General features: G+C 74.1%; 19 protein-coding genes and 1 tRNA gene. 8 read left to right on the top strand and 12 right to left on the bottom strand.

The window, feature by feature from the left end; all coding sequences use genetic code 11:
* Positions 1 to 235 precede the first annotated feature (235 nt).
* On the top strand, positions 236 to 511 hold the full coding sequence (locus ACFWJB_RS03210) for a hypothetical protein (protein ID WP_385461431.1): 276 nt from the start codon (positions 236 to 238) through the stop codon (positions 509 to 511).
* A gap of 18 nt (positions 512 to 529) precedes the next feature.
* Here ACFWJB_RS03210 and ACFWJB_RS03205 read toward each other — a convergent pair whose 3' ends face one another.
* From ACFWJB_RS03205 to ACFWJB_RS03195, 3 genes are all read right to left on the bottom strand, one after another.
* On the bottom strand, positions 530 to 1246 hold the full coding sequence (locus ACFWJB_RS03205) for an RDD family protein (protein ID WP_386919950.1): 717 nt from the start codon (positions 1244 to 1246) through the stop codon (positions 530 to 532).
* A 276-nt stretch (positions 1247 to 1522) separates the two neighbouring features.
* Entirely contained in the window at positions 1523 to 3133 is a 1611-nt protein-coding gene (locus ACFWJB_RS03200; RefSeq protein ID WP_386919948.1) for an RDD family protein, read from the bottom strand.
* Between the two features lie 137 nt (positions 3134 to 3270).
* Positions 3271 to 4695 (bottom strand): FAD-binding oxidoreductase, encoded by a 1425-nt coding sequence (locus ACFWJB_RS03195; protein WP_385461440.1) that lies wholly within the window; start codon positions 4693 to 4695, stop codon positions 3271 to 3273.
* Positions 4696 to 4787: 92 nt separating this feature from the next.
* Between ACFWJB_RS03195 and ACFWJB_RS03190 the strand changes: the two genes are divergently transcribed.
* Positions 4788 to 6200, top strand: coding sequence for a tetratricopeptide repeat protein (locus ACFWJB_RS03190; protein WP_386919946.1), 1413 nt, complete (start codon positions 4788 to 4790; stop codon positions 6198 to 6200).
* A gap of 13 nt (positions 6201 to 6213) precedes the next feature.
* Here ACFWJB_RS03190 and hppD read toward each other — a convergent pair whose 3' ends face one another.
* Complete coding sequence (gene hppD, locus ACFWJB_RS03185; protein WP_386919944.1) at positions 6214 to 7359, bottom strand: 4-hydroxyphenylpyruvate dioxygenase; 1146 nt, start codon at positions 7357 to 7359, stop codon at positions 6214 to 6216.
* Positions 7360 to 7485: 126 nt separating this feature from the next.
* Here hppD and ACFWJB_RS03180 point away from each other — a divergent pair, with 126 nt between their 5' ends.
* Genes ACFWJB_RS03180 through ACFWJB_RS03160 form a run of 5 tightly spaced genes read left to right on the top strand, consistent with a single transcriptional unit; the run spans position 7486 to position 11730 of the window.
* Complete coding sequence (locus tag ACFWJB_RS03180; RefSeq protein ID WP_385461449.1) at positions 7486 to 7971, top strand: Lrp/AsnC family transcriptional regulator; 486 nt, start codon at positions 7486 to 7488, stop codon at positions 7969 to 7971.
* Positions 7972 to 7999: 28 nt separating this feature from the next.
* Positions 8000 to 8647, top strand: a complete 648-nt coding sequence (locus ACFWJB_RS03175; protein WP_386919942.1) for an ABC transporter permease — start codon at positions 8000 to 8002, stop codon at positions 8645 to 8647.
* Positions 8640 to 9914: an ABC transporter ATP-binding protein gene (locus ACFWJB_RS03170; protein WP_385461455.1), complete on the top strand. Its 1275-nt coding sequence runs from the start codon at positions 8640 to 8642 to the stop codon at positions 9912 to 9914. The genes ACFWJB_RS03175 and ACFWJB_RS03170 overlap by 8 nt, the downstream gene beginning before the upstream one ends.
* Complete coding sequence (locus tag ACFWJB_RS03165) at positions 9911 to 10768, top strand: ABC transporter permease (protein WP_385461458.1); 858 nt, start codon at positions 9911 to 9913, stop codon at positions 10766 to 10768. Before ACFWJB_RS03170 ends, ACFWJB_RS03165 begins: the two co-directional genes overlap by 4 nt.
* The gene (locus tag ACFWJB_RS03160) at positions 10765 to 11730 is read left to right on the top strand and encodes a glycine betaine ABC transporter substrate-binding protein (protein ID WP_386919939.1); all 966 of its coding nucleotides are present in this window, start codon (positions 10765 to 10767) and stop codon (positions 11728 to 11730) included. Before ACFWJB_RS03165 ends, ACFWJB_RS03160 begins: the two co-directional genes overlap by 4 nt.
* A 7-nt stretch (positions 11731 to 11737) precedes the next feature.
* On the opposite strand, the gene ACFWJB_RS03155 is transcribed toward ACFWJB_RS03160, so the two are convergent.
* The 4 genes from ACFWJB_RS03155 to ACFWJB_RS03140 all read right to left on the bottom strand — a co-directional run bounded on the left by ACFWJB_RS03155 (position 11738) and on the right by ACFWJB_RS03140 (position 17128).
* Entirely contained in the window at positions 11738 to 12529 is a 792-nt protein-coding gene (locus tag ACFWJB_RS03155) for a S16 family serine protease (RefSeq protein ID WP_385461464.1), read from the bottom strand.
* Positions 12530 to 12758: 229 nt separating this feature from the next.
* Positions 12759 to 13409, bottom strand: coding sequence for an IclR family transcriptional regulator (locus ACFWJB_RS03150; RefSeq protein ID WP_385461467.1), 651 nt, complete (start codon positions 13407 to 13409; stop codon positions 12759 to 12761).
* A gap of 302 nt (positions 13410 to 13711) precedes the next feature.
* Positions 13712 to 15508, bottom strand: a complete 1797-nt coding sequence (locus ACFWJB_RS03145) for a DEAD/DEAH box helicase (RefSeq protein WP_386919936.1) — start codon at positions 15506 to 15508, stop codon at positions 13712 to 13714.
* 162 nt (positions 15509 to 15670) lie between these two features.
* Positions 15671 to 17128: an MFS transporter gene (locus ACFWJB_RS03140; RefSeq protein WP_385461473.1), complete on the bottom strand. Its 1458-nt coding sequence runs from the start codon at positions 17126 to 17128 to the stop codon at positions 15671 to 15673.
* Positions 17129 to 17335: 207 nt separating this feature from the next.
* On the opposite strand from ACFWJB_RS03140, the gene ACFWJB_RS03135 reads away from it, so the two are divergent.
* Positions 17336 to 17410 (top strand) — tRNA-Cys (locus ACFWJB_RS03135).
* Between the two features lie 81 nt (positions 17411 to 17491).
* Here ACFWJB_RS03135 and ACFWJB_RS03130 read toward each other — a convergent pair.
* The 4 genes from ACFWJB_RS03130 to ACFWJB_RS03115 all read right to left on the bottom strand — a co-directional run bounded on the left by ACFWJB_RS03130 (position 17492) and on the right by ACFWJB_RS03115 (position 24441).
* Complete coding sequence (locus ACFWJB_RS03130) at positions 17492 to 19804, bottom strand: xanthine dehydrogenase family protein molybdopterin-binding subunit (protein WP_386919934.1); 2313 nt, start codon at positions 19802 to 19804, stop codon at positions 17492 to 17494.
* On the bottom strand, positions 19801 to 21705 hold the full coding sequence (locus ACFWJB_RS03125; protein ID WP_386919932.1) for a 2Fe-2S iron-sulfur cluster-binding protein: 1905 nt from the start codon (positions 21703 to 21705) through the stop codon (positions 19801 to 19803). The genes ACFWJB_RS03130 and ACFWJB_RS03125 overlap by 4 nt, the downstream gene beginning before the upstream one ends.
* Positions 21702 to 22595: an FAD binding domain-containing protein gene (locus ACFWJB_RS03120; RefSeq protein ID WP_385471596.1), complete on the bottom strand. Its 894-nt coding sequence runs from the start codon at positions 22593 to 22595 to the stop codon at positions 21702 to 21704. Before ACFWJB_RS03120 ends, ACFWJB_RS03125 begins: the two co-directional genes overlap by 4 nt.
* A gap of 232 nt (positions 22596 to 22827) precedes the next feature.
* Positions 22828 to 24441 carry a beta-N-acetylhexosaminidase gene (locus ACFWJB_RS03115; RefSeq protein ID WP_386919930.1) on the bottom strand — a complete coding sequence of 538 codons (1614 nt, stop codon included), beginning with the start codon at positions 24439 to 24441 and terminating at the stop codon, positions 22828 to 22830.

The following is a 24441-nucleotide window of genomic DNA, read 5'->3' as shown; positions in this document are numbered from 1 at the left end:
TTCGCTTTGCGGACACCGGCCACGGCCCGCGGGCGCGTGGGAGGGGTCCCGTGTCCGACACCATGAATCCGTGCGCCCCCCGTGCATCTGCCCTGTCGGTTAGGTCACGCTTACTATTTGTTCCACTCGGGCACACAGCCCGTTAGAGTCGTCTGGCGGAACGCCCGGAGGTCGGCGGAAAACCAGGCTGACAGCCGGTTCTACCCACAGATTGCCTTCCGAGGACACGATGGCCATGCCCCGTCCGACCGCCGCCCAGTTCGCCTACGGTTCGTGCACCGTGATCGTCTCGACGCTCGCCATGCTGCTGCTGTCACGGACGAGTTCGGGTCCGGGAGTCGCCGTCGTCGCCGTCGCCGCCCTCGCCCTCGGGTTGCTGGTCGCCATGACGGTCCCGCAGCCGAGGACACGCACGGTGGCCGCCGTACGGCCCGCCGCGACCGGCGAACCGGCGCGGACCGCCTCCAGGATCCACGCGACGGCCGGCGAGTCGCGGGGCCGGGCCGCCTGACCACGGGCCCGGCGTCCCTCAACGGGCGCTGACCACCACGGTCTTGGCCGCCTTGTCGTGCAGGCCCTGTTTGTAGGGCTTGTCGAAGAAGCTCCAGCCGCCCGCGATGATCGTCCACACACAGGCGCAGCAGAACGCGAACGGGATCCACAGCACGAGCGCGCGGATCAGCGAGGTCTGCACGGAGGGCGTGGCGCCGTTGTCCAGGTTCGCCACCCGCATCCCGAGCCACCTCTTGCCGAGCGTCTGGCCGGTGCGGGAGATCCAGTAGGTGTCGTAGGCGACGTAGAGCACGGCCGCGATCAGGGACTGCCCGAAGGACTTGCCGACCGAGGCGTCGTCGCCGTTGACCTGGTACTCCTGGACGTTGAAGGCCCAGCTCAGCAGCCAGACCACGATGCCCACGAGGATCATGTCGATGATGCGGGCGAGCGTGCGCCGGCCGCTGTCCGCGAGCGGCGGCATGCCGGCCAGCGGGTCGGAGGGGTAGGAACCGCCGCCGTACGGGTCACCGCCGTAGGGACCGCCGCCGCCGTAGGGTCCGCCGCCGCCGGGAGGCGGGGGTTCGCCGCCGCCGGGAGGCGGAGGCTCGCCGCCCCCGTACGGCGGCGGGTTGTCGTACGGCGAGCCGGCGCCGCCCGGACCCTGGCCCGGTCCGTGGGGCGGGGGAGGCTTCCTGAACGGGTCGTCCTCGGGCGGCTGCCCGCCGGGGCCGTGGGGCGGTTCGCTGCTCATGTCCCGAGTGGACCTCGGACCCTTTTACGGCGCATCCGCCGAGGGGCCGTCCGGTGGACGGGGGTGCGACGTTCGGTGGACGGGGTGCGCCGTTCGGGGAGGGGTGCGGGTTTCGTCGGCGGTGCGGGTGGTGTGTGGCTGGTCGCGCAGTTCCCCGCCCCTTCAAGGCACGTCCACTGAACGGCCCCTGAAAGGGGCGCGGGGAACTGCGCGAGCAACCACAACGCACCCGCACCCGACCGCGGGACGGGAGCCCCACGGCCTCCGCCCGACGAGCTAGCCCGCGACGAACGTGCCGGCCGCCTTGTCGTGCCAGCACTGGTGCCACGGACGGTCGAAGAGGCACCACGCGACGCCCACCACTCCGACCACCAGGAGGCCGGGGACCCCGTAGACCAGCCAGCGGCGCAGCGCGGCCCCGAAGGACGGGGGCTCGTGGGCCTCGATGTCCCGCACCTCGAGGCCCAGCAGCTTCTTGCCCAGGGTGCGGCCCCACTTGGCGGTGGGCAGCGCCTCGTAGACGACGCCGAAGAGCAGCAGGACGGCCAGCACGATGCCCAGGTACGTGGCCGTCGTGCCGTCGAGCAGCCACACGGTGACGGTCTCGCCGGAGAGCTTCGCCGCGTCGATCTTGTCGTTGACGTGGTCCAGCGCCTTGGTGCCGAGGGGTACGGCGGCCACGGCGGTCACGCCCGCCAGGAGAACGGTGTCGATCAGCCGGGCGGCCAGCCGCTTGCCGAGCCCGGCGGGGCGGGCCGAGGCCTGGCGCCGGGCGGCGGCCTGGAACACGTCGTCGACCGGCGGCTTCCAGGGCGCGACGGGCCCCTCGTCCCCGCCGGCCCCGGCGAGCCGGTGCACCTGCTGCGCCCAGGAGGACTGCCCGCCCCCGGGGCCGACGGCGACCGGGGGCGAGGCGGCGTACTGAGGCTGGGCGGGCTGCTGGGCGGGCTGGGGCGCGGCGGTCTGCCGGGGGACGCCGGGCCCGGCCGGACCTCCGGCCCGCTGCGGTCCGGAGGGGGCCGCCGGGACGGCTGTGGGGGCCGGCTGCGGGCCCGCCGTGCCCTGGACGGCGGCCCGGGCGGCGGCGGCCCTTCCGGCGGCGAAGCCGGGACCGCCCGTGGCGGGTGAGGCGCCGGGGGCGTCCGGGGTGCCGGGCACCGCCGGGCGCGGGGTGACCGCGCGGAAGGTGATGGTGCCCTCGTCGCCCCCCGGGGCGTCGGCAGCCGGTGCGGCCTGCGGCCCGGCCACCGGACGGCGGAAGACGAAGGTGCTGCCCGCGTCGGCGGATACGGACGGGGCGTCGGCACCGCCGTCGGCGGAGCCGACGGCGGCGGTCCGCCGGGCGTCCGGGACGCCGTACGCCGGTCCGGCCTGTGCCCCGGGCGCCGGACCGGTGGACGTCGACCCGGCGGGCGTCGATGCGGCAGGCGTCGTCGCGGCGGGCCCGGCGGGTGCGTGACCGGAGCCGTCGCCGGCGGGCCCCGTGGCCGCGTCACCGCCGGTGCGCGCGTGCGGCACCCTCGGGTCGGCTCCCTGCGCGTGGGGCCACGCGACGCGCCCGTCTCCCGGCCCCGCCGCGGGGTCGGCGCCCCAGGCCGAGGCGGGCTCCGGACGGCTGCCGTGCTGCGACGCGGCGGCGGGCGGCTCCTCGACCGGGTCCTCGTCGAAGAAGTGCGGCCCGGTCTCCTCCACGGAGGCCGCCGCGGGCGCCGCGGACCGCACGCCGGGCGGCGGCGCGAGCGGCTCGCCGTCCTTGGGCGCCGGCCGGCTGGTGCCGGCCACCCAGGAGGCACCGTTCCAGTACCGGACGTATCCAGGAATGGACGGGTCCGGGTAATACCCTTCGCGGGGCCTGTCGTCGCCGGGGGCCGGGGTTGGGGCGCTCATGTCCGTCGTCCCGTATCTGCTCGGGGGTTGATTTGGGGGCCTCCACATCTATCAGACGGGCGCAACCCGCACGCCCGGTCCCGCCGTACCGGCCCCTTTCCGGGCAATCCCGTGCACGGACCTTCACACGGAGGAGGTCAGAAGAGCTTGCCCGGGTTGAGGATGCCGAGCGGGTCGAAGACCTGCTTGACGGCCCGCTGCATCTCCAGTCCCACCGGGCCGATCTCGCGGGCCAGCCACTCCTTCTTCAGGACGCCCACGCCGTGCTCGCCGGTGATGGTGCCGCCGAGCTCCAGGCCGAGGGCCATGATCTCGTCGAAGGACTCGCGGGCGCGCCGGGACTCGTCGGGGTCCTGCGCGTCGAAGCAGACCGTGGGGTGGGTGTTGCCGTCGCCCGCGTGGGCGCAGACCCCGATGGTCAGGCCGTACTTGGCGGCGACGCGCTCGATGCCCTCCAGCATGTCGCCGAGCCGGGAGCGCGGCACGCACACGTCGTCGATCATGGTCGTGCCCTTCACCGCCTCCAGGGCCGTGAGGGACAGGCGCCGGGCCTGGAGGAGGAGTTCGGACTCGGCCGCGTCGTCGGCGGGGACCACCTGGGTGGCACCGGCGGCCTCGCACAGCGCGCCGACGGCGGCGAGGTCGGCGGCCGGGTCGGCGGTGTCGAAGGCGGCGAGCAGGAGCGCCTCGGTCGTCTCCGGCAGACCCATGTGGGCGAGATCGTTGACCGCCTTGACGGTCGTACGGTCCATCAGTTCGAGGAGGGACGGGACGTGCCCACCCTCCATGATCCGGCAGATCGCGTCGCAGGCGGCGGACGCGGAGGCGAACTCGGCGGCCAGCACCAGCTGCTCGGGCGGTTTGGGCCGCAGCGCGAGGACGGCCCGTACGACGATGCCGAGGGAGCCCTCGGAGCCGACGAACAGGCGGGTGAGGTCGTACCCGGCGACGCCCTTGGCCGTGCGGCGGCCGGTGGACATCAGGCGGCCGTCGGCGAGGACGACGTCCAGGCCGAGGACGTACTCGGCGGTCACCCCGTACTTCACGCAGCACAGGCCGCCGGAGGCGGTGCCGATGTTGCCGCCGATCGTGCACGTCTCCCAGCTGGAGGGGTCGGGCGGGTAGTACAGCCCGTGCTCTCCGACCGCGCGGGACAGCGCCGCGTTGACGACGCCCGGTTCGACGACGGCGACGCGGTCGACGGGGTTGATCTCCAGGATGGCGTCCATCCTGGTCAGCGAGAGGACCACGCAGCCGTCGGTGGCGTTGGCCCCGCCGGACAGGCCGGTGCGGGCGCCCTGGGGGACGACGGGGACGCGCAGCTCGGTGGCGGTGCGCATGACGTGCTGGACGTGCTCCACGGTGCGCGGCAGGACGACCACGGCGGGGGCGCCGGCCGGGCAGAAGCTCGCCATGTCGTTGGCGTACGAGGCGGTGACGTCGGGGTCGGTGAGGACGGCCTCGGCGGGCAGCCCGGCGAGCAGCCGGTCGACGAGGGTGCCGGAGACCGCCGTGGCTGCGTCGTCTGCGTCGCGAGGCGCTTCGATACGGCTCATGATCACAGCGTGGCACCCGGGGCCATCGGTGTGAACCCCGTCGACGGCACCCTTCGCCTGCCCGGGTGTGCTCGTCGTACTGACGCACAGTGAGCGCCATGGACATCCAGACGTCGAGCGCCCGGCCGGGCCCGCGGGGGCGGCGCGCGCACCGGGTGCTGATCGCCTCGGCCGCGGGCTGCGCGGTCCTCGGCGGGGCGCTGGTGCTGCTGCCGGACGGACGGGGCTCCGCTCCCCCGCCCGCGCCGGGCCCGGCGGCGCTGGCGCGGGGCGCGGTCACCGGTGGGACGCCGGCGTCGCCGGGGGACCTGGCGGCGCTGATCGGCGACCGGGAGAGGCATCTGCGGGCGCATCCGCTGGACGGGCCGTCGTGGGCGGTGCTGGGCGCGGCCTACGTGGAGCGGGGCCGGCGGACCGCGGACGCCGCGAACTGGCCGAAGGCCGAGGAGGCGCTGCGTACCTCGCTGCGGGTGGGGGCGCGCGGCAACGCGCAGACCCTGGAGTCGCTGGCGGCTCTCGCGGTGGAGCGGCGGGACTTCCCCGCGGCGAGGAAGTGGGGCGAGAGCGCGGTGGGGCTGGCGCCGAAGCGGTGGACGGCGCACGCGGTGCTGGTCGAGGCGTACACCGGGCTCGGCGACCACGAGGCCGTGGGGCGGGCCCTGGACCGGATGCGGAAGCTGCGCCCGGGCCTGCCCGCCGTGCGGGCGCGGGCCGCCGCCGTCTACCGGGACCGGGGCTGGCGGGAGGACGCGGCGGCGCAGGTCTCCGACGCGGCGGCTGCGGCCACGGCGCCGGCCGAGCGGGCGGCGTACCTGGAGCAGGCGGGCCGGCTGGCGTTCGAGCGCGGGGACCGCGAGGAGGCGCTGCGGTACTTCCGGGCGGCGCTGCGCACCGACCCCGGTGAGCGGGCCGCGCGGGCCGGCGAGGGCGGGGCGCTGGCGGCGCTGGGGCGGACGACGGAGGCGCTGGCCGCCTACCGGACGGCGCTGGCCGAGCGGCCGTGCCCGCGGTACGCGCTGGAGCTGGGCGAGCTGTACCAGTCGCTGGGGCTGACGCGGGCGGCGCGGGCGCAGTACGACCTGCTGCGGGAGCGGGTGCGGGACGCCGAGGAGGCCGGGGCGGACGAGGAGCTGGTGGTGGGCCGGTTCGAGGCGGACCACGGGGACCCGGAGGCGGCGGTGGAGGGGCTGCGGGCCGAGTGGCGGCGGCAGCCGGGGATCGCGGTGGCCGACGCGCTGGGCTGGGCGCTGTACCGGACCGGTGAGCACGACGAGGCGCTGCGGTTCGCGGAGATCGCGACGGACGGCGAGCAGGGCGGCGGCGTGCGCAGTGCCCCGCACATGTTCCACCGGGGGATGATCGAGCGGGCGCTGGAGCAGTACGGTCCCGCGCGGCGGCACCTTCAGGAGGCGCTGATGATCAATCCGTACTTCTCCCCGCTGGGCGCTCCCGAGGCGCGGCGGGCGCTGGCGGACCTGGGCGAGCCCTCCCTGGAGGACCCGCCCGGGTAGCCGCTCGCGGCCGTCAGAGGTTGCCGCGCTTCTCCTGCTCGCGCTCGATCGCCTCGAACAGGGCCTTGAAGTTGCCCTTGCCGAAGCCCATCGAGCCGTGCCGCTCGATCATCTCGAAGAAGACCGTCGGACGGTCCTGGACGGGCTTGGTGAAGATCTGCAGCAGGTAGCCGTCCTCGTCGCGGTCGACGAGGATCTTCAGTTCCCGGAGGATCTCGACGGGGACGCGGGTCTCGCCGGCCCACTCGCCGAGCGTGTCGTAGTACGAGTCGGGGGTGTCCAGGAACTCGACGCCGGCCGCCTTCATCGTGCGCACGGACTGCACGATGTCGTTGGTGTTCAGCGCGATGTGCTGGACGCCGGCGCCGCCGTAGAACTCCAGGTACTCGTCGATCTGGGACTTCTTCTTGGCGACGGCGGGCTCGTTGATCGGGAACTTGACCTTGAGCGTGCCGTCGGCGACGACCTTGGACATCAGCGCGCTGTACTCGGTGGCGATGTCGTCGCCCACGAACTCCTTCATGTTCGTGAAGCCCATGACCTTGTTGTAGAAGCCGACCCACTCGTTCATGCGGCCGAGTTCCACGTTGCCGACGCAGTGGTCGACGGCCTGGAAGGTGCGCTGCGCGGGCGGCTCGACCATCGGCGCGGCGGCGGCGTAGCCGGGCAGGTAGGGGCCGTCGTAGCCGGTGCGCTCGACCAGCGTGTGGCGGGTCTCGCCGTAGGTGGCGATGGCGGCGAGGACGACGGTGCCGTGCTCGTCCTTGACCTCGTACGGCTCCGCGATCGAGCGGGCGCCGTGCTCGACGGCGTAGGCGTGGGCGGCGCGGGCGTCCGGGACCTCGATGGCGAGGTCGACGACGCCGTCGCCGTGCTCGGCCACGTGCTGGGCGAGGAAGCTGCCCCACTCGGTGGAGGGCTTGATCACCGAGGTGAACACGAAGCGGGCGGAGCCGTTCTCCAGGACGTAGCTGGCGGTCTCGCGGCTGCCGTTCTCCGGTCCGGAGTAGGCGACCAGCCGCATGCCGAAGGCGGTGGAGTAGTAGTGCGCCGCCTGCTTGGCGTTGCCCACGGCGAAGACGACCGCGTCCATTCCCTTGACCGGGAAGGGGTCGGCCTGCCGGGCGGTGTCGGGAGTGTGGTGTGTGGTCTGCGTCATAGCGGCAGGGTCTCCCGCGTCCGCAAGGTGCGCAATAGTTTGCGTCTTCACTGGACATCCTGCCCAGTGGAACACCGGTCGTGGCGGGCGATCCGTACAGGATGACCAGCCGGGAGGGTCGCGGGGATGGGGATAGATCGTCTGGACGGGCGGATCATCGGGCTGCTGGCGCGGGAGCCCCGGATCGGGGTGCTGGAGATGTCCCGGCGGCTGGGGGTGGCACGCGGCACGGCGCAGGCGCGGCTGGACCGGCTTCAGTCGAACGGAGTCATCCGCGGATTCGGGCCCGAGGTGGACCCGGCGGCGCTCGGCTACCCGGTGACGGCCTTCGCGACGCTGGAGATCCGGCAGGGTCAAGGGGCCGATGTCCGGGCGCACTTGGCGAGCGTGCCGGAGGTACTGGAGCTGCACACCACGACCGGCACCGGGGACATGCTGTGCCGGCTGGTGGCCCGCTCGAACGCCGATCTCCAACGGGTGATCGACCGGGTTGTCGGTTTTGATGGCATCGTCCGGGCCGCCACGGCGATCGTGATGGAGAACCCGGTTCCGCTGCGGATCATCCCGCTGGTGGAGCAGGCGGCCGAGGACCGCGACCGACGACGTGAGTGAGACCGCCCGAACCCGGAGGTGAGCGGACGTGAACTTCTGGGAGTTCGTCAGCAGCCGCCACCAGCAACTGCTCACCGACGCCTACCAGCACGCCAGCGCCGTCTTCCAGTGCATGGTGGTGGCCACGCTGCTCGGGGTGCTGATCGGCGTCGCCACCTATCGCAGCGAGTGGGCGGGGAACCTGGCGACGCTCAGCACCGCCACCATCCTGACCATCCCGTCCCTGGCCATGATCGGCCTGCTGATCCCGCTCGTCGGGCTGGGCGTCCCGCCGACGGTGATCGCGCTGACCCTGTACGGGCTGCTGCCCATCGTGCGCAACGCGATCGTCGGACTGCGCGGGGTGGACCCGGCGCTGGTGGACGCGGCCCGGGGCATCGGGATGTCGCGGACGGCGCGGCTGCTGAGGGTGGAGCTGCCGCTGGCCTGGCCGCCGATCCTGACCGGCATCCGGGTCTCGACGCAGATGCTGATGGGCATCGCCGCGATCGCCGCCTACGCCTCCGGGCCCGGCCTCGGCAACGAGATCTTCCGCGGGATCGCGTCGCTGGGCAGCAAGAACGCGCTCAACCAGGTCCTCTCGGGCACGCTCGGCATCATCGTCCTGGCCCTGCTGTTCGACGCCGCCTACGTCCTGCTGGGGCGGCTGACCATCTCACGGGGGATCCGTGCCTGAGACGCCCGAGACGACCTCCGCCGAACCGACGGGCACCGCGGGTGCCACGGGCGCGACCATCGAGCTGGAGAACCTGACCAAGCGCTATCCCGGCAGCCCCCTGCCCGCCGTGGACAACGTCTCCATGCAGATCGGGGCGGGCGAGACGGTGATCTTCGTCGGCCCGTCGGGCTGCGGGAAGTCCACCACCCTGAAGATGATCAACCGGCTGATCGAGCCGAGCGGCGGACGCATCCGCATCGACGGCGAGGACGTCACCGACATCGACCCGGTGAAGCTGCGCCGGAAGGTCGGGTACGCGATCCAGTCCTCCGGGCTCTTCCCGCACATGACGGTCGCCGACAACATCGCGCTGGTGCCCCGCATGACCGGCTGGCCGAAGGCGCGGATCCGGTCCCGGGTGGAGGAGATGCTCGACCTGGTCGGCCTGGACCCCGGGGAGTTCCGCGACCGGTATCCCCGCGGGCTCTCCGGCGGCCAGCAGCAGCGGGTCGGCGTGGCCCGGGCGCTGGCGGCGGACCCGCCGGTCCTGCTGATGGACGAGCCGTTCGGCGCGGTCGACCCGATCACCCGGGACCACCTCCAGGACGAGCTGATCCGCCTCCAGCGCGAGCTGCACAAGACCATCGTCTTCGTCACGCACGACTTCGACGAGGCGATCAAGCTGGGCGACCGGATCGCCGTGCTGCGCGAGCAGTCCCACATCGCGCAGTTCGACACCCCCGAGGCGATCCTCACCAACCCGGCCGACGACTTCGTCTCCGGGTTCGTGGGCGCCGGAGCCGCGCTGAAGCGGCTGAACCTGACCCGGGTGCGGGACGTGGAGATCACCGACTACCCGACGGCGACCGTGGACGACCCGCTCCAGCACATCTTCGACCGGCTGCGGACCGGCGGCACCAACGAGATCCTGCTGCTGGACCGGCGCGGCCGCCCGTACAAGTGGCTGCGGCGCGGCGACCTGATGCTGGCCAGGACCTCGCTCGCGCGGGCCGGGACGCTGGTCAGCGACACGGTGACCCGGGACGCGACCCTGCGCGACGCCCTGGAGGCGGTGCTGACCGACAACGCCGGGCGGGTCGCGGTCACCGGGCGGCGGGGCGAGTACACGGGCGTCGTCGACATGGAGACGCTGATGACCTCCGTGCAGGAGCTGCTGGAGGCGGACCGGCTGGACGCGCTGGAGCACCGGCACGACCTGGAGGAGGCCCGGGCCGAGCGGACCCACTCCGAGCAGGAGGGCTTCGGAGGGGCGGCGAAGGCGTGACGTCACCGACGGGCCGCCGCGACGAGGACGGGCACGGCGGCGGCGAGGCGCCCACCGCCCCGGACGAGGCCGGCGGGGAGCAGGGGCCGCGCCCGCCGGGGCCCGCCCGGACCGCACGGCGGATCAGCTGGCAGAAGCTGACCGTCCTGCCCGCGGTGCTCGTGGTGGTGCTGCTGGTGACCTGGCTGTGGTTCCGGCAGGCCGAGCTGGACGCGCTCAGCGAGAACGCCCTCGCGGGCGGCGCCGTCACCAAGGCCCTGTGGCAGCACATCCAGCTCACCGTGATCTCGACGTTCTTCGTGCTGATCATCGCCATCCCTCTGGGGATCCTCCTGACCCGCCGGATGTTCCGGAAGGCGACCCCGGTGGCGATGGCGTTCGCCAACATGGGCCAGGCGACGCCGGCGCTGGGTCTGCTGGCCCTGCTGGTGATCTGGCTCGGCATCGGCCGCCGGTCGGCCCTGATCGGCATCATCATCTACGCCATCCTTCCGGTGCTCTCGAACACCATCGCGGGCCTGAAGGCCAACGACCCGACGCTGCTGGAGGCGGCCCGCGGGATCGGCATGTCCCCGACGGGCGTGCTCACCCGGGTGGAACTGCCGCTGGCGGTCCCGCTGATCCTGGCCGGGGTGCGCACCGCCCTCGTGCTGAACGTCGGCACGGCGACGCTGGCCGTGTTCGGGGGCGGCGGCGGCCTGGGCGTCCTGATCACCACCGGCATCACCAGCCAGCGCATGCCGGTGCTGGTGCTGGGCTCGATCCTCACCGTCGCCCTGGCACTGCTGGTGGACTGGCTGGCCTCGCTCGCCGAGGTGCTGCTGCGCCCCCGCGGCCTGGAGGTCGGCACATGAGGCGGCGTACCGGCCTGCTGGCCGCGGCGGTGCTGGTGGCGGCGTCCGGCTGCGGCCTGACCAGCGGCTCCCCCATGGTGGACGACGTCGATCCCGGCACGATCGGGCGGGGCCTGCCCCTGGAGGGCGCCGACCTCACCGTCGTCTCCAAGGAGTTCACCGAGCAGCTGATCCTCGGCGCGATCATGGGCATCGCCTTCGAGGCGGCCGGCGCGAACGTACTGGACCGCACCGGCATCCAGGGCTCCGTCGGCACCCGCGCGGCGGTGGAGAACGGCGACGGGGACGCGACCTACGAGTACACGGGCACCGCCTGGATCACGTACCTCGGCAACAGCAAGCCGATCCCGGATCCGCGGCGGCAGTGGGAGGCGGTGCGGGACGCGGACGCGGAGAAGGGGCTGACGTGGCTGCCGCCGGCACCGATGAACAACACCTACGCGCTGGCGATGAACCAGGCCAACTACCGCAAGTACCGCACCCGGACGATGTCGCAGGTGGCCGAGCTGGCCGAGAAGGACCCCGGCGCCGTGACGCTGTGCGTGGAGGGCGAGTTCGCCAACCGCGCGGACGGCCTGCCGGGCCTGGAGCGGGCGTACGGGATGAGCGTCCCGCAGCGCAACATCACCCAGATGGACACCGGCATCATCTACACGCAGACCGCGAAGGGCGCCTGCACCTACGGCGAGGTGTTCACCACCGACGGACGGATCAAGTCGATGAACCTGGTGGTGATGGCGGACGACAGGAAGTTCTTCCCGAACTACAACGCGGCGCCCATGGTCAGGACCTCCACCCTGAAGAAGTGGCCGGCCATCGCCTCCGTCCTCGCCCCCGTCACCAAGGCGCTGGACAACGACGTCGCGCAGACCCTGAACGCGAAGGTCGACGTCGACGGGCAGGACCCGCACCAGGTGGCGCTGGACTGGATGAAGGAGAAGGGCTTCGTGAAGGGGGGCTGAGCGCAGCTCAGCAGGAGGGGACCCGTCCCTGGCCCGTGCTCAGGGCCCGCAGCGCGTCGACCGCGCCCTTCAGGGAGGTCACCGGGACCAGCCGCAGCCCCTGGGGGAGCTCGGCCTGCGCGTCCGAGCACTCCGCCTCCGGCACCAGGAAGACGGTGGCACCGTCCCGCCGGGCGGCCTGCGTCTTCAGCGGCACGCCGCCGACCGCGCCGACCTTGCCGCCGGCGCTGATCGTGCCGGTGCCGGCGATGTTCCGGCCGCCGGTCAGGTCGCCCCCGTGGCCGTCGCCCTTCAGCTTGTCGACGATGCCGAGGGAGAGCATCAGGCCGGCGCTGGGTCCGCCGACGTCCCCCAGATCCAGCCTGACGTCGATGCCGGACGCGTCGAGGTCCAGGTAGTCCAGCGCGGCCGTCGTCGCCGTGTCCTGGGACTCCCGCATCTGGTCCAGGTTGTACTTCTCGATCTCCTTGACGTCGTCGCCCTCGGGGTAGACGGCGTCCAGGGGCATGACGGCCCGGTCGGTGTCGAACCAGTTGCCCAGCACGTCGCCGAGCGAGACCCGGGTGTCGGGGCCGGTCGCCACGATCGTCGTCATCCGCAGCTGGCCCTCGGTGTCCCGGGTGGGCGCGCCCGAGATCGTGATCACCTCGTCGCCCTGGTACTCCTTCAGCACGTTCGCCGTCGAACCCGGCTGGGCGACGGCGAAGGGCAGGGGGGCGAACACCGCGGTGGCGAACAGCGCCACGACGGGCAGGGCGCAGACGGTCACAGCCTTGGGCCGCGTGAGACGAGAGAGCACGAGGCAAATCTAACGTGCCCCGACCCCCGCCCCCGCTACGGGCAGCCGTGCGCAGCCACCCGCCCGAGCCGCGGGCAGTCGTCCACACCCCCCTGCGGGCAGTCGTGCCGCTGGGGCGGCACGGGTGGGCGCGGCGGCACCCCGCAGGCGCCGGGCCGCGCGACGCCCCCCGGGCCCGCGAGCACGCCCGGGCGCCCGCGAACCCCGGACCCCCGACGGCCACGTCACGTCACCGCAGCGCCTCCGCCACCTCCCGCGCCGCCTCCATCACCCGCGTCCCCACCCGCTCCGGCACCACGTCGGACAGCATCACGACCCCCACGCTGCCCTCCACCCCCGTCACCCCGAGCAGCGGCGCCGCGGCCCCGCACGCCCCCGCCTCCAGCTCCCCGTGCGTCAGCGTGTACCCGGGCCCCGGCTCCGCCACGGCGACCTGCTGCCGGGCCGACAGGATCGCCTTCCCCGCGGCTCCCCGCTCCAGCGGGTGCCGGAACCCGGCCCGGTAGGCCACGTGGTAGTCCGTCCAGGTCGGCTCGACGACGGCCACGGCGAGCGCCTCCGCGCCGTCCACCAGCGTCAGATGGGCCGTCGCCCCGATGTCCTCGGCCAGCGACCGCAGCGCCGGCATCGCCGCCTCGCGCACCAGCGGGTGCACCTGGCGGCCCAGCCCCAGCACTCCCAGCCCGACCCGGGCACGTCCGCCCAGGTCACGGCGTACGAGCGCGTGCTGCTCCAGCGTGGCGAGCAACCGGTACACGACGGTCCGGTTGACGCCCAGCTTGTGGGACAGCTCGGTGACGGTCAGCCCGTGGTCCGTATCGGCCAGCAGTTTGAGGACCCGCAGTCCCCGGTCGAGCGTCTGAGAGGTCTCCGCGGTCACGACGCCCACTCCTTAGTGGTGAGGTCGACGGCCCCCTCGCGGCGGATGCGTCACCGAGTCCCGTCGGTCACGCGCTTCAGAGGCCGCCGATCGGCTGACGGCCCGGCCTTCTGCCCGGGCCCAGTCGCTTCACGGCTGCGCTCCGCGGCGGCGCTGCCACGGGGCGTGTGCGTAGCGGGACAGTAGCGAGCCAGTCCGCTCAGCGGAAGGCTCCGTCCAGAATCCGGTCAGCAACCGGCGGAGACCGACCGTGTTTGTCCCCATACGTACAGCACACGCCGTGGCTCCCCCGCGCCACCGTGTCACTTCATGCGCGTCGCCCACTCCTGCACCTTGGCGATGCGCTGGCGGAGCTGCCCGGCGGTGGCCTCGGCGCTGGGCGGGCCGCCGCACACGCGGCGCAGTTCGGTGTGGATGACACCGTGCGGCTTGCCGCTCTGGTGGACGTAGGCGCCGACCATGGTGTTGAGCTGCTTGCGCAGCTCCATCATCTCCTTGTGCGAGACGACCGGGCGCCGCTCGGCGGGCAGTTCGAGCAGGTCGGCCTCGTCGTCGGGCTTCTTGCGGCTGTGCGCGATCTGCCGGGCCTGCCGCTTCTGGAGCAGCAGCTGCACCTGGTCGGGCTCCAGCAGTCCGGGGATGCCGAGGTAGTCCTGCTCCTCCTCGCTCCCCGGGTGGGCCTGCATGCCGAACTCGGCGCCGTTGTACATGACCCGGTCGAAGACCGCGTCGGACTCCAGCGCCTCGAAGGGCAGCTGGTCCTGGTCGCCGGTGTCCTCGTCCTGCTCCCGGTTCGCCTCGTCCATCTCCTTCTCGGACTCGGCGTACGGGTCCTCCTCGCCCTCCTTCTTGGGCTTGTCGAGGACGTGGTCGCGCTCGCGCTCCATCTCGTTGGCGAAGGTGAGCAGGTCGGGCACGGTCGGCAGGAACACGGAGGCGGTCTCGCCGCGCCGCCGGGACCGTACGAAGCGGCCGACGGCCTGCGCGAAGAACAGCGGCGTGGAGATCGTCGTGGCGTAGACGCCGACCGCGAGGCGGGGCACGTCGACGCCCTCGGACACCATGCGGACGGCGACCATCCACCGGTCGGTGCCGCCACTGAACGTGTCGATGTTCTTCGAGGCGCCGGTGTCGTCGGAGAGTACGACGGTGGCCTTGCTGCCGGTGATCTCCCTGATCAGCTTGGCGTAGGCGCGGGCGGAGTCCTGGTCGGCGGCGATGACGAGGGCGCCGGCGTCCGGGATGGCCTTCCTGACCTCGGTCAGCCGCTGGTCGGCGGCGCGCAGCACGGCGGGCATCCACTCGCCGCGCGGGTCCAGCGCGGTGCGCCAGGCCTGGCTGACGGCGTCCTTGGTCATGGGCTCGCCGAGCCGGGCGGCGATCTCGTCGCCGGCCTTGGTGCGCCAGCGCATGTTGCCGCTGTAGCTCATGAAGATGACGGGGCGCACGACGCCGTCGGCGAGCGCGGAGCCGTAGCCGTAGGTGTAGTCGGCGGCGGAGCGGCGGATGCCGTCGTTGCCCTCCTCGTACGTGACGAAGGGGATCGGGTTGGTGTCGGACCGGAACGGCGTACCGGTCAGCGCGAGCCGCCGCGTGGCCGGCTCGAAGGCCTCCAGGCAGGCCTCGCCCCAGGACTTCGAGTCACCGGCGTGGTGGATCTCGTCGAGGATCACGAGGGTCTTGCGCTGCTCGACCCGGTTGCGGTGCAGCATGGGCCGGACGCCGACACCGGCGTACGTGATGGCGATGCCCTGGTACTCGCGGCTGAGCGGGCCCGCGCTGTACTCCGGGTCCAGCCTGATGCCTATCCGGGCCGCGGCCTCCGCCCACTGCTTCTTCAGGTGCTCGGTGGGCGCGACCACGGTCACCTGCTGGACGACGTGGTGGTGCAGCAGCCAGGACGCCAGCGTCAGCGCGAACGTCGTCTTTCCGGCCCCCGGGGTGGCGACCGCCAGGAAGTCCCGGGGCTGCTCCTGGAGGTACTTCTCCATCGCCCCCTGCTGCCAGGCCCGCAGCTTGTTGGCGGTGCCCCACGGGGCACGGCCGGGGAAGGCCGGGGAGAGGTGGTGCGAGGTGCTGGGGCTGGCGGTGGTAGTCACGGTCTCCGAAGGGGTTGGAACGGCTCGGCCACGTATGACAACCGGGCCACCCTACCGGCGGGCCACCGCGATCGACGCGCGCACCGGGTCGGGTCACCCCCGGGTGGGACGGACGTCACAGCCGGCCCGATCGTCCCGCCGCCCCCTCGGGCCGCTCGCGGTTCAGCGCTCCCGCAGGCGCGTCGTCACCCATGCTCCCGCCAGGGCCACGGCGGCCATCGGGAGGAAGACCGCGGCGAAGGCCGCCGGGTGGGAGCCGGTGGTCTCCGTCGCCGCGTGGGTCACCGTGCCGCCGCCGAGGGCCGCGAAGGCCGCTCCGCCGGCGGCCAGCAGGATCACGTTGGACAGGCCGTCGGAGATCTGGAGGGCGGCCGAGTTGGCGCCGGCCTCCTCGGGGGCGGAGAGCTGGAGCAGCAGGACACTGGTGGAGGAGATCACCAGGCCCATGCCGAGGCAGCCGAAGCCCCAGGCCACGGCCACCGTCCAGGCGGGCACGGCGTCGATCAGCACGCTCGGGGCGGCGGCGATGGCCGCCGCGACCAGCACCATGCCCAGCGTCATCAGCCGGTCCCGGTACGGCTCGGTGCGGGGCCGGGACTGGATCCAGGAACCCGCCGCCCAGGTCGCGCCGCCCGCCGCCAGCGAGAGCCCGGCCAGCGTCGGGCTGAGTCCCCGCTGCGTGACCAGCATCAGCGGCACGAACGACTCGGCCGCGATGAAGGACCCGGCGGCGACGCCGCGCAGCAGGACCACGGAGGGCAGGCCGCGCGCCGCCCGGTAGGTGCCGCGCGGGAGCAGCCCGAGGACGGCCGGGACGAGCAGCGCCACGCCCGCCGCACCGGGCAGCAGCGAGATCCAGCGCAGGTCCTGGGCGGCGTACTGGAGCAGTCCGGCGCCCAGGGAGATGCCCAGGGCGAGGCGGATGCGGCGCCGGTCGAAGGAGGCCGGCGCCTCCCCGCCCCCCACCGGGCCGGATGCCTGGCTGCGTATCCGGGGCAGCGCGAGTGCCAGCGGGAACACCACCAGCACCGGTATGCCGACGAACACCCACCGCCAGCCGAGGTGCTCGGTGACGGCGCCGGAGGCCAGCGGCCCGACGACGGACGGCACGACCCAGCCCGCCGCGAACGCCGCCATGATCGCGGGCCGCAGCCGCTCCGGGTAGGCCCGCCCGACGACGACGTACAGCGCGACGATCACGAGCCCGCCGCCGAACCCCTGCACGGCCCGCCCGAGGATGAACAGCCACATCGCGCCCGCCGTCCCGGACAGCAGCAGCCCGGCCGCGAAGGCGGCGATCCCGCAGGTCAGCGGGGACAGCGGGCCCCGCCGGTCCGACCACTGACCGGAGAGCACCATGCCGAACAGGCTGGTCGTGAAGTACGCCGAGAACGCGAACGCGTACAGCGACACCCCGTCCAGCTCCCGGGCCGCGACCGGCATCGCCGTGCCCACCGCCGTCGCCTCGAAGGCGATCAGCACGACGACGGAGACGATGCCGATGCTCAGCGCCCGGTAGGCGCGGCCCAGCACGGTGTCGGCGGGAACGGCGAACTCGGTGGCCGGGGCGGGGCCGGCGGGATCCGCGACATCGGTGTCGCGCGGGTCAGGGACGGTCATGGGGGCCAGAGTAAGGTCCGCAGCACACTTTGACCCCTGTCGGGAGGCGGTACGGGACCGGGACCTTGGTCGTACGACCGCGCCCCGTTCGTGAACGGCGTGTGGCAGTCGCGTTGCGGCCGCTCCGGATCCCTTGAGCCCCTCTCCCGCCCCGCCGTACGGTCGGTTCACCGAGTTCGGCACGCACACCGACGGAGTCCGGAACACGGCCGTGTGCCCGAGTGGCCCAGGGGCTCGCCTGCAAAGCGAGTTACACGGGTTCGAATCCCGTCACGGCCTCCACTGCCTGACGAGGCAGAGCGAAGGGCGGCACCCCCGCGGGGTGCCGCCCTTCGTGTCGTCCGTGCCGTCCCCGCCGTCCGCTCAGCCGGTGACCACCGCGGCCTGGGGCCGGATCGGGAGGCGGTTGACCGGGCGGCCCGTCGCCGCGCGCACGGCGGAGGCGACGGCCGCCGGGGAGGCCACCACCGGCACCGCGCTGACGGCCTTCGCGCCGAAGGGCGCGACCACGTCCCGCTCCTCGACGAGCTTCACGATCCGGATGTCCGGGGCGTCGAGCGCCGTCGGCAGGGCGTAGCCGGTCAGGTCGGGGTGGCGGATCAGGCCGCGCGGGGTGCGCAGGTTCTCCGTCAGCGCGATGCCGACGCCCTGGGTGACGCCCGCCTCGATCCGCGCGGCCAGCTGGGCCGGGTTCAGCACCCGGCCCACGTCCTGCGCGACGGCCAGCTCCACCACCCGTACGGAACCGATCTCGATGTCGACGTCCACCACCGCGCGGATCGCGCAGAAGGACATGCCGACGAACGCGTCGCCCTGGCCCGCCTCGTCCAGCGGCTCGGTCGGGTGCGGGCGGCACTGGGCGGTGGCCCACAGCTCCTTGCCGTCCAGCGCCTCCGCGACGGGGGTCGACAGCACGCCGTCGTACGAGGTGATCCGGCCGTCGGTGATCTGGAGCAGTTCGGTCGACATCCCGAACTGGTGGGCCAGGGGCTGGAGGAGCTGGGTGCGGACCATCTTGGCCGCCCGTTCCACGGCGCCGCCCGACACCCAGGTGTGGCGGCCCCGGCAGCCCGCGCCGGCCGGGGGTTGGTCGGTGTCGACGGGCGCGACGTGGACCTCCTCGACGCCGAGCGTCTCCTGCACGATCTGCCGGGCCAGCGTGGTGAAGCCCTGGCCGGTCTCGACGGCCGCGCACAGCACCGTCGCCACGCCGTCCTGGACCTTCACGGTGGCCGTGGAGACCTCGTCGGCGCCCTCGGCGCCCAGCATGTGCACCATGCCGATGCCGTAGCCGACGCCCCGGCGCACCGCGCCCGGTTCGCCCGCGCCCTCGGGTCCGCCCGGCAGCAGCCACTCGTCCTCGGGGGTGTCCTTGGGCAGGGCGGGCAGCGGCACGTCCCGCACCGCCTGGAGGAGTTCGGCGACCGGCGCCGGGCAGGTGACCGTCTGGCCGGTGGGCAGCACGTCGCCGGTGGCCAGTACGTTGCGCATCCGCACCTCGGCCGGGTCCAGGCCGAGCTTCTTGGCGATCTTGTCCATCTGCGCCTCGTACGCGGCGCAGACCTGCATGGCGCCCTCGCCCCGGACGTGGCCGGAGGGCGGGTTGTTGGTGCGCACGGCCCAGCCCTCGATGAAGGCGTTCGGGACGACGTACGGGCCGCAGGCGAACGCCACCGCGGCGGCCAGGGCCTCGGAGGAGGTGTCGGCGTAGGCGCCCGCATCGAGCAGGATCTGCGCCTCGACCTTGACCACCCGGCCCTCGGCGTCCGCGTGGTGGCGGTAGCGCAGGAGGGTGGGGTGGCGGTGGGCGTGGCCGAGGAAGGACTCCTCGCGCGTGGCGGTCAGCTTCACCGGGCAGCCGGTCCGCAGCGCCAGCAGGCCGAGCGGAAGCTGGAAGCCCTGGTCCTCGCGGTCGGCGGTGGCGCCGGGCACACCGGTGACGACGATCTTCACCCGTTCGGGCTCGAGGCCGTAGCACGCGGCGGCCGTGTTCCGGTCGCCGTGCGGGTCGGTGGAGGCCAGGTACAGCTCCACTCCCCCGTCGGGCCGCGGCACCGCGAGGCCCGCCTCGGCGCCGATCGGGGCCGGGTCCTGGCGACCGATGCGGTACAGGCCCTCGACGACGATCTCGCCCGCCGCCTCCGGGTCGCCGTGCCGCAGCGGGATGTGCCGGATCAGGTTGCCGTCGGGGTGCAGCGGCTCGGCCTCGAAGGCCTGCTCGGGGTCGGTCACCGGGTCGAGCACCTCGTACTCGACGATGACGGCGGCGGCGGCCATCCGCGCGGTGTCCGGGTGGTCCGCGGCGACGGCGGCGATGGGCTCGCCGTGGTGGCGCACGACGTCGGAGGCGAACACCGGGCGGTCGGCCCGGCCGCGGCCGTGCAGCGGGCTGCCGGGCACGTCCTCGTGCGTGACGACGGCGCGCACGCCGGGCATCTCGCGCGCGTGGGTGGTGTCGATGGACACGATGCGCGCGTGCGGGTGCGGTGAGCGCAGGACGGCCGCCCACAGCAGGCCCTCGGCCCACAGGTCGGCGGCGTACGGGAACGTGCCCTCGGTCTTGGCGCGGGCGTCGGCGGCCGGCAGGGAGACACCGAGGCCGTGCGGGACCGGCTCGGGGGCGGGGGCGGCCTCCGCCGTCCCCGCGGCCTCGGCGGTGGCGGCTTCGTTGCTCACGCGTGGCCTCCGTCCTGGCCGTGGGGCCGGTCCCCGTAGGGCTGGTCGTCGTAGGGCTGATCAGCGTAGGAGCGGTCGTCGTGGGGCCCGGCGTGCGGTGCGTCCGGTGCACCGGGCGGGCCCGGGGACTCGAACGCCGAGGCGTGGACGCCACCGGCGCCCGGGCCCGCCTGGTGCGGGATGCGGGGCTCGTCGGCGCCCGCCTCGGCCGCGTCGGCGGCGGCGTGGGCCCCGCGCTCGGCTACGACCTCCCTGACCGCCTCCAGGACGCCCCGGTAGCCCGAGCAGCGGCACAGGTTGCCGCACAGGGCCTGCCGGGCCTCCAGGTCGGTCGGCGCGGGGTTGCCCTCCAGGAGGTTGTGCACGGTCATCGCCATGCCGGGCACGCAGAAACCGCACTGCACCGCCCCGCACCGGGCGAGCGCCCGCTGCACGTCCGAGGGCTGCCCGTCGGCGGCCAGGCCCTCGACGGTGCGCACCTCGCTGCCGGCGGAGGTGACGGCCGGGACCAGGCAGGAGGCGACCAGCCGTCCGTCGACCTGGACGTTGCAGGCCCCGCACTCCCCCTGCGAGCAGCCGTCCTTGGCGCCCGCGAGGCCGAGGCGCTCGCGCAGCACGTACAGCAGGGACTCGCCGATCCAGGCGTCGGTGACGGGGCGGTCGGCGCCGTTGACGCGGAGCACGTACGAGGCGAGGGGGTGCTCCTCGTTCGGGCCGACGGGGTCCGCCGGGGGCTCCGGGCGCGGCTCGTCCTCCGCCGCGGGCGCGGCCGCCGGGTCCGCGTGCGTGAGGGCGCCCTCGGGGGCCTCAGCGCCGGGATCCGTCTCCTCGTCCCCGGCGGGCGCCGCGGAGGGCTCGGCGGGGCCCTCAGGGGCCTCCTCGGCCTCCGGCGCCTCACCGGTCACAGCGGTCACAGCGGTCACAGTCTCGTCGGCCGTCTCCTCGCCGGAGGGCCCCCCGTCGGGAAGCGTCTCTTCGAGGTGCGTCTCGTCGGGGTGCGTCTCGTCGGCGGCCGTCCCGTCGGGGCCCGTCCCGTCGAAGTCCGTCCCGTCGGTCGCCTCATCGGCGGTCGCGTCGGCGCCGCTCGCCGCCTCGTCCCGCGCGGAAGCCGGCGGCGCGGTCACGGCGGTGGGGTCCTCGGGCGCCTCCTGGTACGCCGCGGGCGCGGCCTCGGCGGCGCGGCCGTCGCCGGTCCCGTCCGGCTCGGCCGGCCCCTGGGCCCACGGCTGGGAGGCCCAGGGCGCGGGGGCGCCGCCGGGGAGCGTGGCCGGTGCGGTGCCGCCCCACTGCTCGGCCAGCGCCGACGCGGTGAACTCGCCCGACTCGTCCGGGAGGTCGCCGCCGGCCACGGGGATGGACCACTGCCCGGTGACGTCCTGGCCGGGCGCCTCGTGGCCCGGTCCGGCGGACGCCGCCGCGTCGTCCTGGGCGGCGTCGGGGAACGCCCACTGCCCGGTGGCGCCCGGGTGGTACGTGAACCGGTCGTCGTGTCCCGCGCCGTACCCCGCGGCCTGGCCGTAGGGGTCCTGCTGGGCGTACCCGGCGTGCTCCTGGTGCCCCGGGTGCTGCTGCGGGTCGTGCCCGTGGGCGCCGTGCTGCTCGCCGGCGGCGTCCGGGGTGTGCCACTGCGCGCCGTCGGCGGGGGCGGCCGGCATCGTCCAGCTGCCGGTGGCGGCCGGGTCGGTCCCGGCCGTGGTGGCGGGCGCGACCGTGATCTGCGGCGGCACGTAACCGTGCCCGGGCGCGGCGAGCGGGCTGTCGGCCGAGGCCATCAGCGCGTCGATGCCGCCCTCGGGGAGCTTCACGAAGGCGGTCGCGCCGTCGTCGTAGTCGCCCTGGGGCAGCGGGTCCCAGCGTCCGCCGTTCCGGGGCGTGCCCTCTCCGTGCTGGTCGTCGGTCACGACAGCGCCCTCCCCAGTGCTCGTCGGGCCAGCGCGGCGACGGTGCGCCGCAGGTGCAGTACGGCGGGCGGAAGCTGCGGCACGGAGCCGTCCTCGGCCGGGGCCGCGTCGGGGATGCAGGCGGCGGCGACGTACTCGCCGAAGGCGCTCAGGGCCTCCGGGACGATCGCGCGGCCGTTGTCCCAGTCGATGAGCGAGGCCACCCACTGCTCGGCCTCCAGGGGCCGCAGCGGCATCGGCGCGATGGCGCCGACCGCGCAGCGCACGCCGCGCCGGGCGGGGTCGAGCACCAGGGACACGGACGCCATCGCGCGCCCCGGCCCGGTGCGGCCGGTCGCCTTGAGGAAGACCTGCGGCGCGTGCAGCAGCGGCACGCGCACGAAGCCGATGAGCTCGCCCGCGCGGAGCATCTCCATGCCGGCCAGCAGGTGCGAGACCGGAACCTCGCGGCGGACCCCGCCCGGGCCCGCGATGATCAGCGTCGCCTCCAGCGCGGCCAGCACGGGCAGCGCGTCCCCGGTGGGGGCGGCGGAGGCGATGTTGCCGCCCAGGGTGCCCGCGTTGCGGATCTGCGGCGGGCCGGCGGCGCGCGCGGCGGCGGCGAGCGCCGGGATGAGGGCCGCGAAGTCGGGGCGGCCCATGCGGGCGTGCGTGAGCCCGGCGCCGAGCAGCGCGTGACCGTCCTGGTACTGCCAGCCGCGGATCTCGCTGATCCGGCCGAGGCCGACCAGCGCGGCGGGCCTGAGCTGCCCGGAGTTGACGGCGGCCATCAGGTCGGTGCCGCCCGCCACCGGCACGGCGGCCGGCATGGCCGCGAGCGCCGCCACGGCCTCGTCCAGTGTCGCGGGCAGCGTGACGGCCTGCGCCGCCTGCGGTGCGTGCGTGGTCAACCCGACTGCCCCTTCCCGCTGTCCCACCTGGTCCCGCCCGTGTTGCCGTACGGTACGACCTGACAGGGCGGACGTGGCAACTCTGGCACATCTTCGCAGGGCCCGAACGCGGGGGTCCGCTAGGAGGCATTCGCCCACCTCGCCGACGGGATGGCCCGTTTCGTACGGGATCGCCGTCGGCCGGCGGTGCGCGCGAGTTGCCACTCTTCCGTGACGTTCCGGGGCGTTCCGCCTACTTGTTGGGCGGCGGCCCGTCGATCGGCCGGCCGAGCACGCCGGGCCGCCGCTGCCAGGGCAGGGGGCCGCCGGACGGCCGGTAGGCGACGCCCAGGGCGTCGAGCCGCCGGTAGTGGGCGGCCATCCGCCGTTCGAAGGCGTCGAAGTCCCGTTCGTCCGGGGCGGGCAGGGCGCTCCAGGCGACCTCGGCGAATGCGGCGAGCCGCGGGAAGACCTGGTAGTCCACGCGCGCCTGGGTCTCCATCACCTCCGTCCACACGTTCGCCTGGGTGCCGAGCACGTGTGCGGCCTCCTCGGGCGTCAGCTCCGGCGGAACCGGTTCGAACCGGTAGACGTCCTCCAGGGTGCGCACGAATCCGATCGGAACGGGCTCGTCCTCGCCCGCGGCCTGCCGGTGGTCCAAGTACACCTGCTGCTCCGGGCACATGACCACGTCGTGTCCGGCGCGCGCGGCGGCGACCCCGCCGGCGTACCCGCTCCAGGACGACACGGCCGCGCCCTCGGCCAGTCCGCCCTCCAGGATCTCGTCCCAGCCGATGAGCCTGCGCCCGCGCGCGGTCAGCCACCGGTCGAAGTGCTTGATGAACCACGCCTGGAGTTCGTCCTCGCCGGCGAGCCCGAGTTCGCTGATGCGCGCCTGCGCGGCGGGCGACCGCTGCCACTGTCCCTTGGGGCATTCGTCGCCGCCGACGTGGACGAACTGCGAGGGGAAGAGTTCCAGGAGTTCCTCGAACACGCCCTCGTAGAAGCGCAGGGTCCCGTCCGTCGGGGCGAGGACGTTCTCGCAGACGCCCCAGGTGTCCCAGACGGTGAGGGAGGCGGTGTCGACGACGTCGGTGTTGCCGAGTTCCGGATACGCGGCGATGGCGGCCTGCGAGTGCCCGGGCACGTCGATTTCGGGGACGACGGTGATGTGCCGTTCGGCGGCGTAGGCGACGATCTCCCGGATGTCGTCCTGGGTGTAGAAGCCGCCGTGCGGCTTGTCCTCCCACAGCGGTGACGCCCGGTGCCCGTATTTGGTGCGCGCCCGCCAGGAACCCGTCCCGGTGAGTTCCGGGTACCGCTCGATCTCGATCCGCCAGCCCTGGTCGTCCGTCAGGTGGAAGTGGAGGACGTTGAGTTTGTGCGCGGCCATCAGGTCCAGGTAGCGCAGGACGCCTTCCTTGGGCATGAAGTGCCGGGCGACGTCCAGCATGAGGCCGCGCCAGCGGAAGCGGGGCGCGTCCTCGACGCACGTCAGTGGCAGCCGCCACCGGCGCCCGGGCAGCGGGGCACGCCGGAAGGCGTCCGGGCCGAGCAGTTGCCGCAGCGTCTGGGCGCCCCAGAAGAGGCCCGCCGGAGAGCCGCCGGCGAGGTCCACGCCGTCCGGTGCGACGACGAGGCGGTAGCCCTCGGCGTCCAGGTCGCCGTCGAGGGACAGCCGCACGGTGCCGGCGTCGCCCGGGCCGGGGGCCAGCGGCAGGCCGGTGGCCGCGCCCAGCGTGGCCCGCAGCCACCGCTCGGTGGGCCCGGTGCCGTCGGCCGCCGCGATGCCGGTGTCCGGGCCGAGCTCGAAGAACGCGCCCTCCCGGGGCGTCACCTGCCGTGGCTGGGGAATCACGTCCGTCAC

It is taken from the genome of Streptomyces sp. NPDC127100, assembly GCF_042724095.1.
GTDB lineage: Bacteria > Actinomycetota > Actinomycetes > Streptomycetales > Streptomycetaceae > Streptomyces.
The sequence above is the reverse complement of the archived record's forward strand: the minus strand, read 5'-3'. Positions and strand labels throughout refer to the sequence as shown.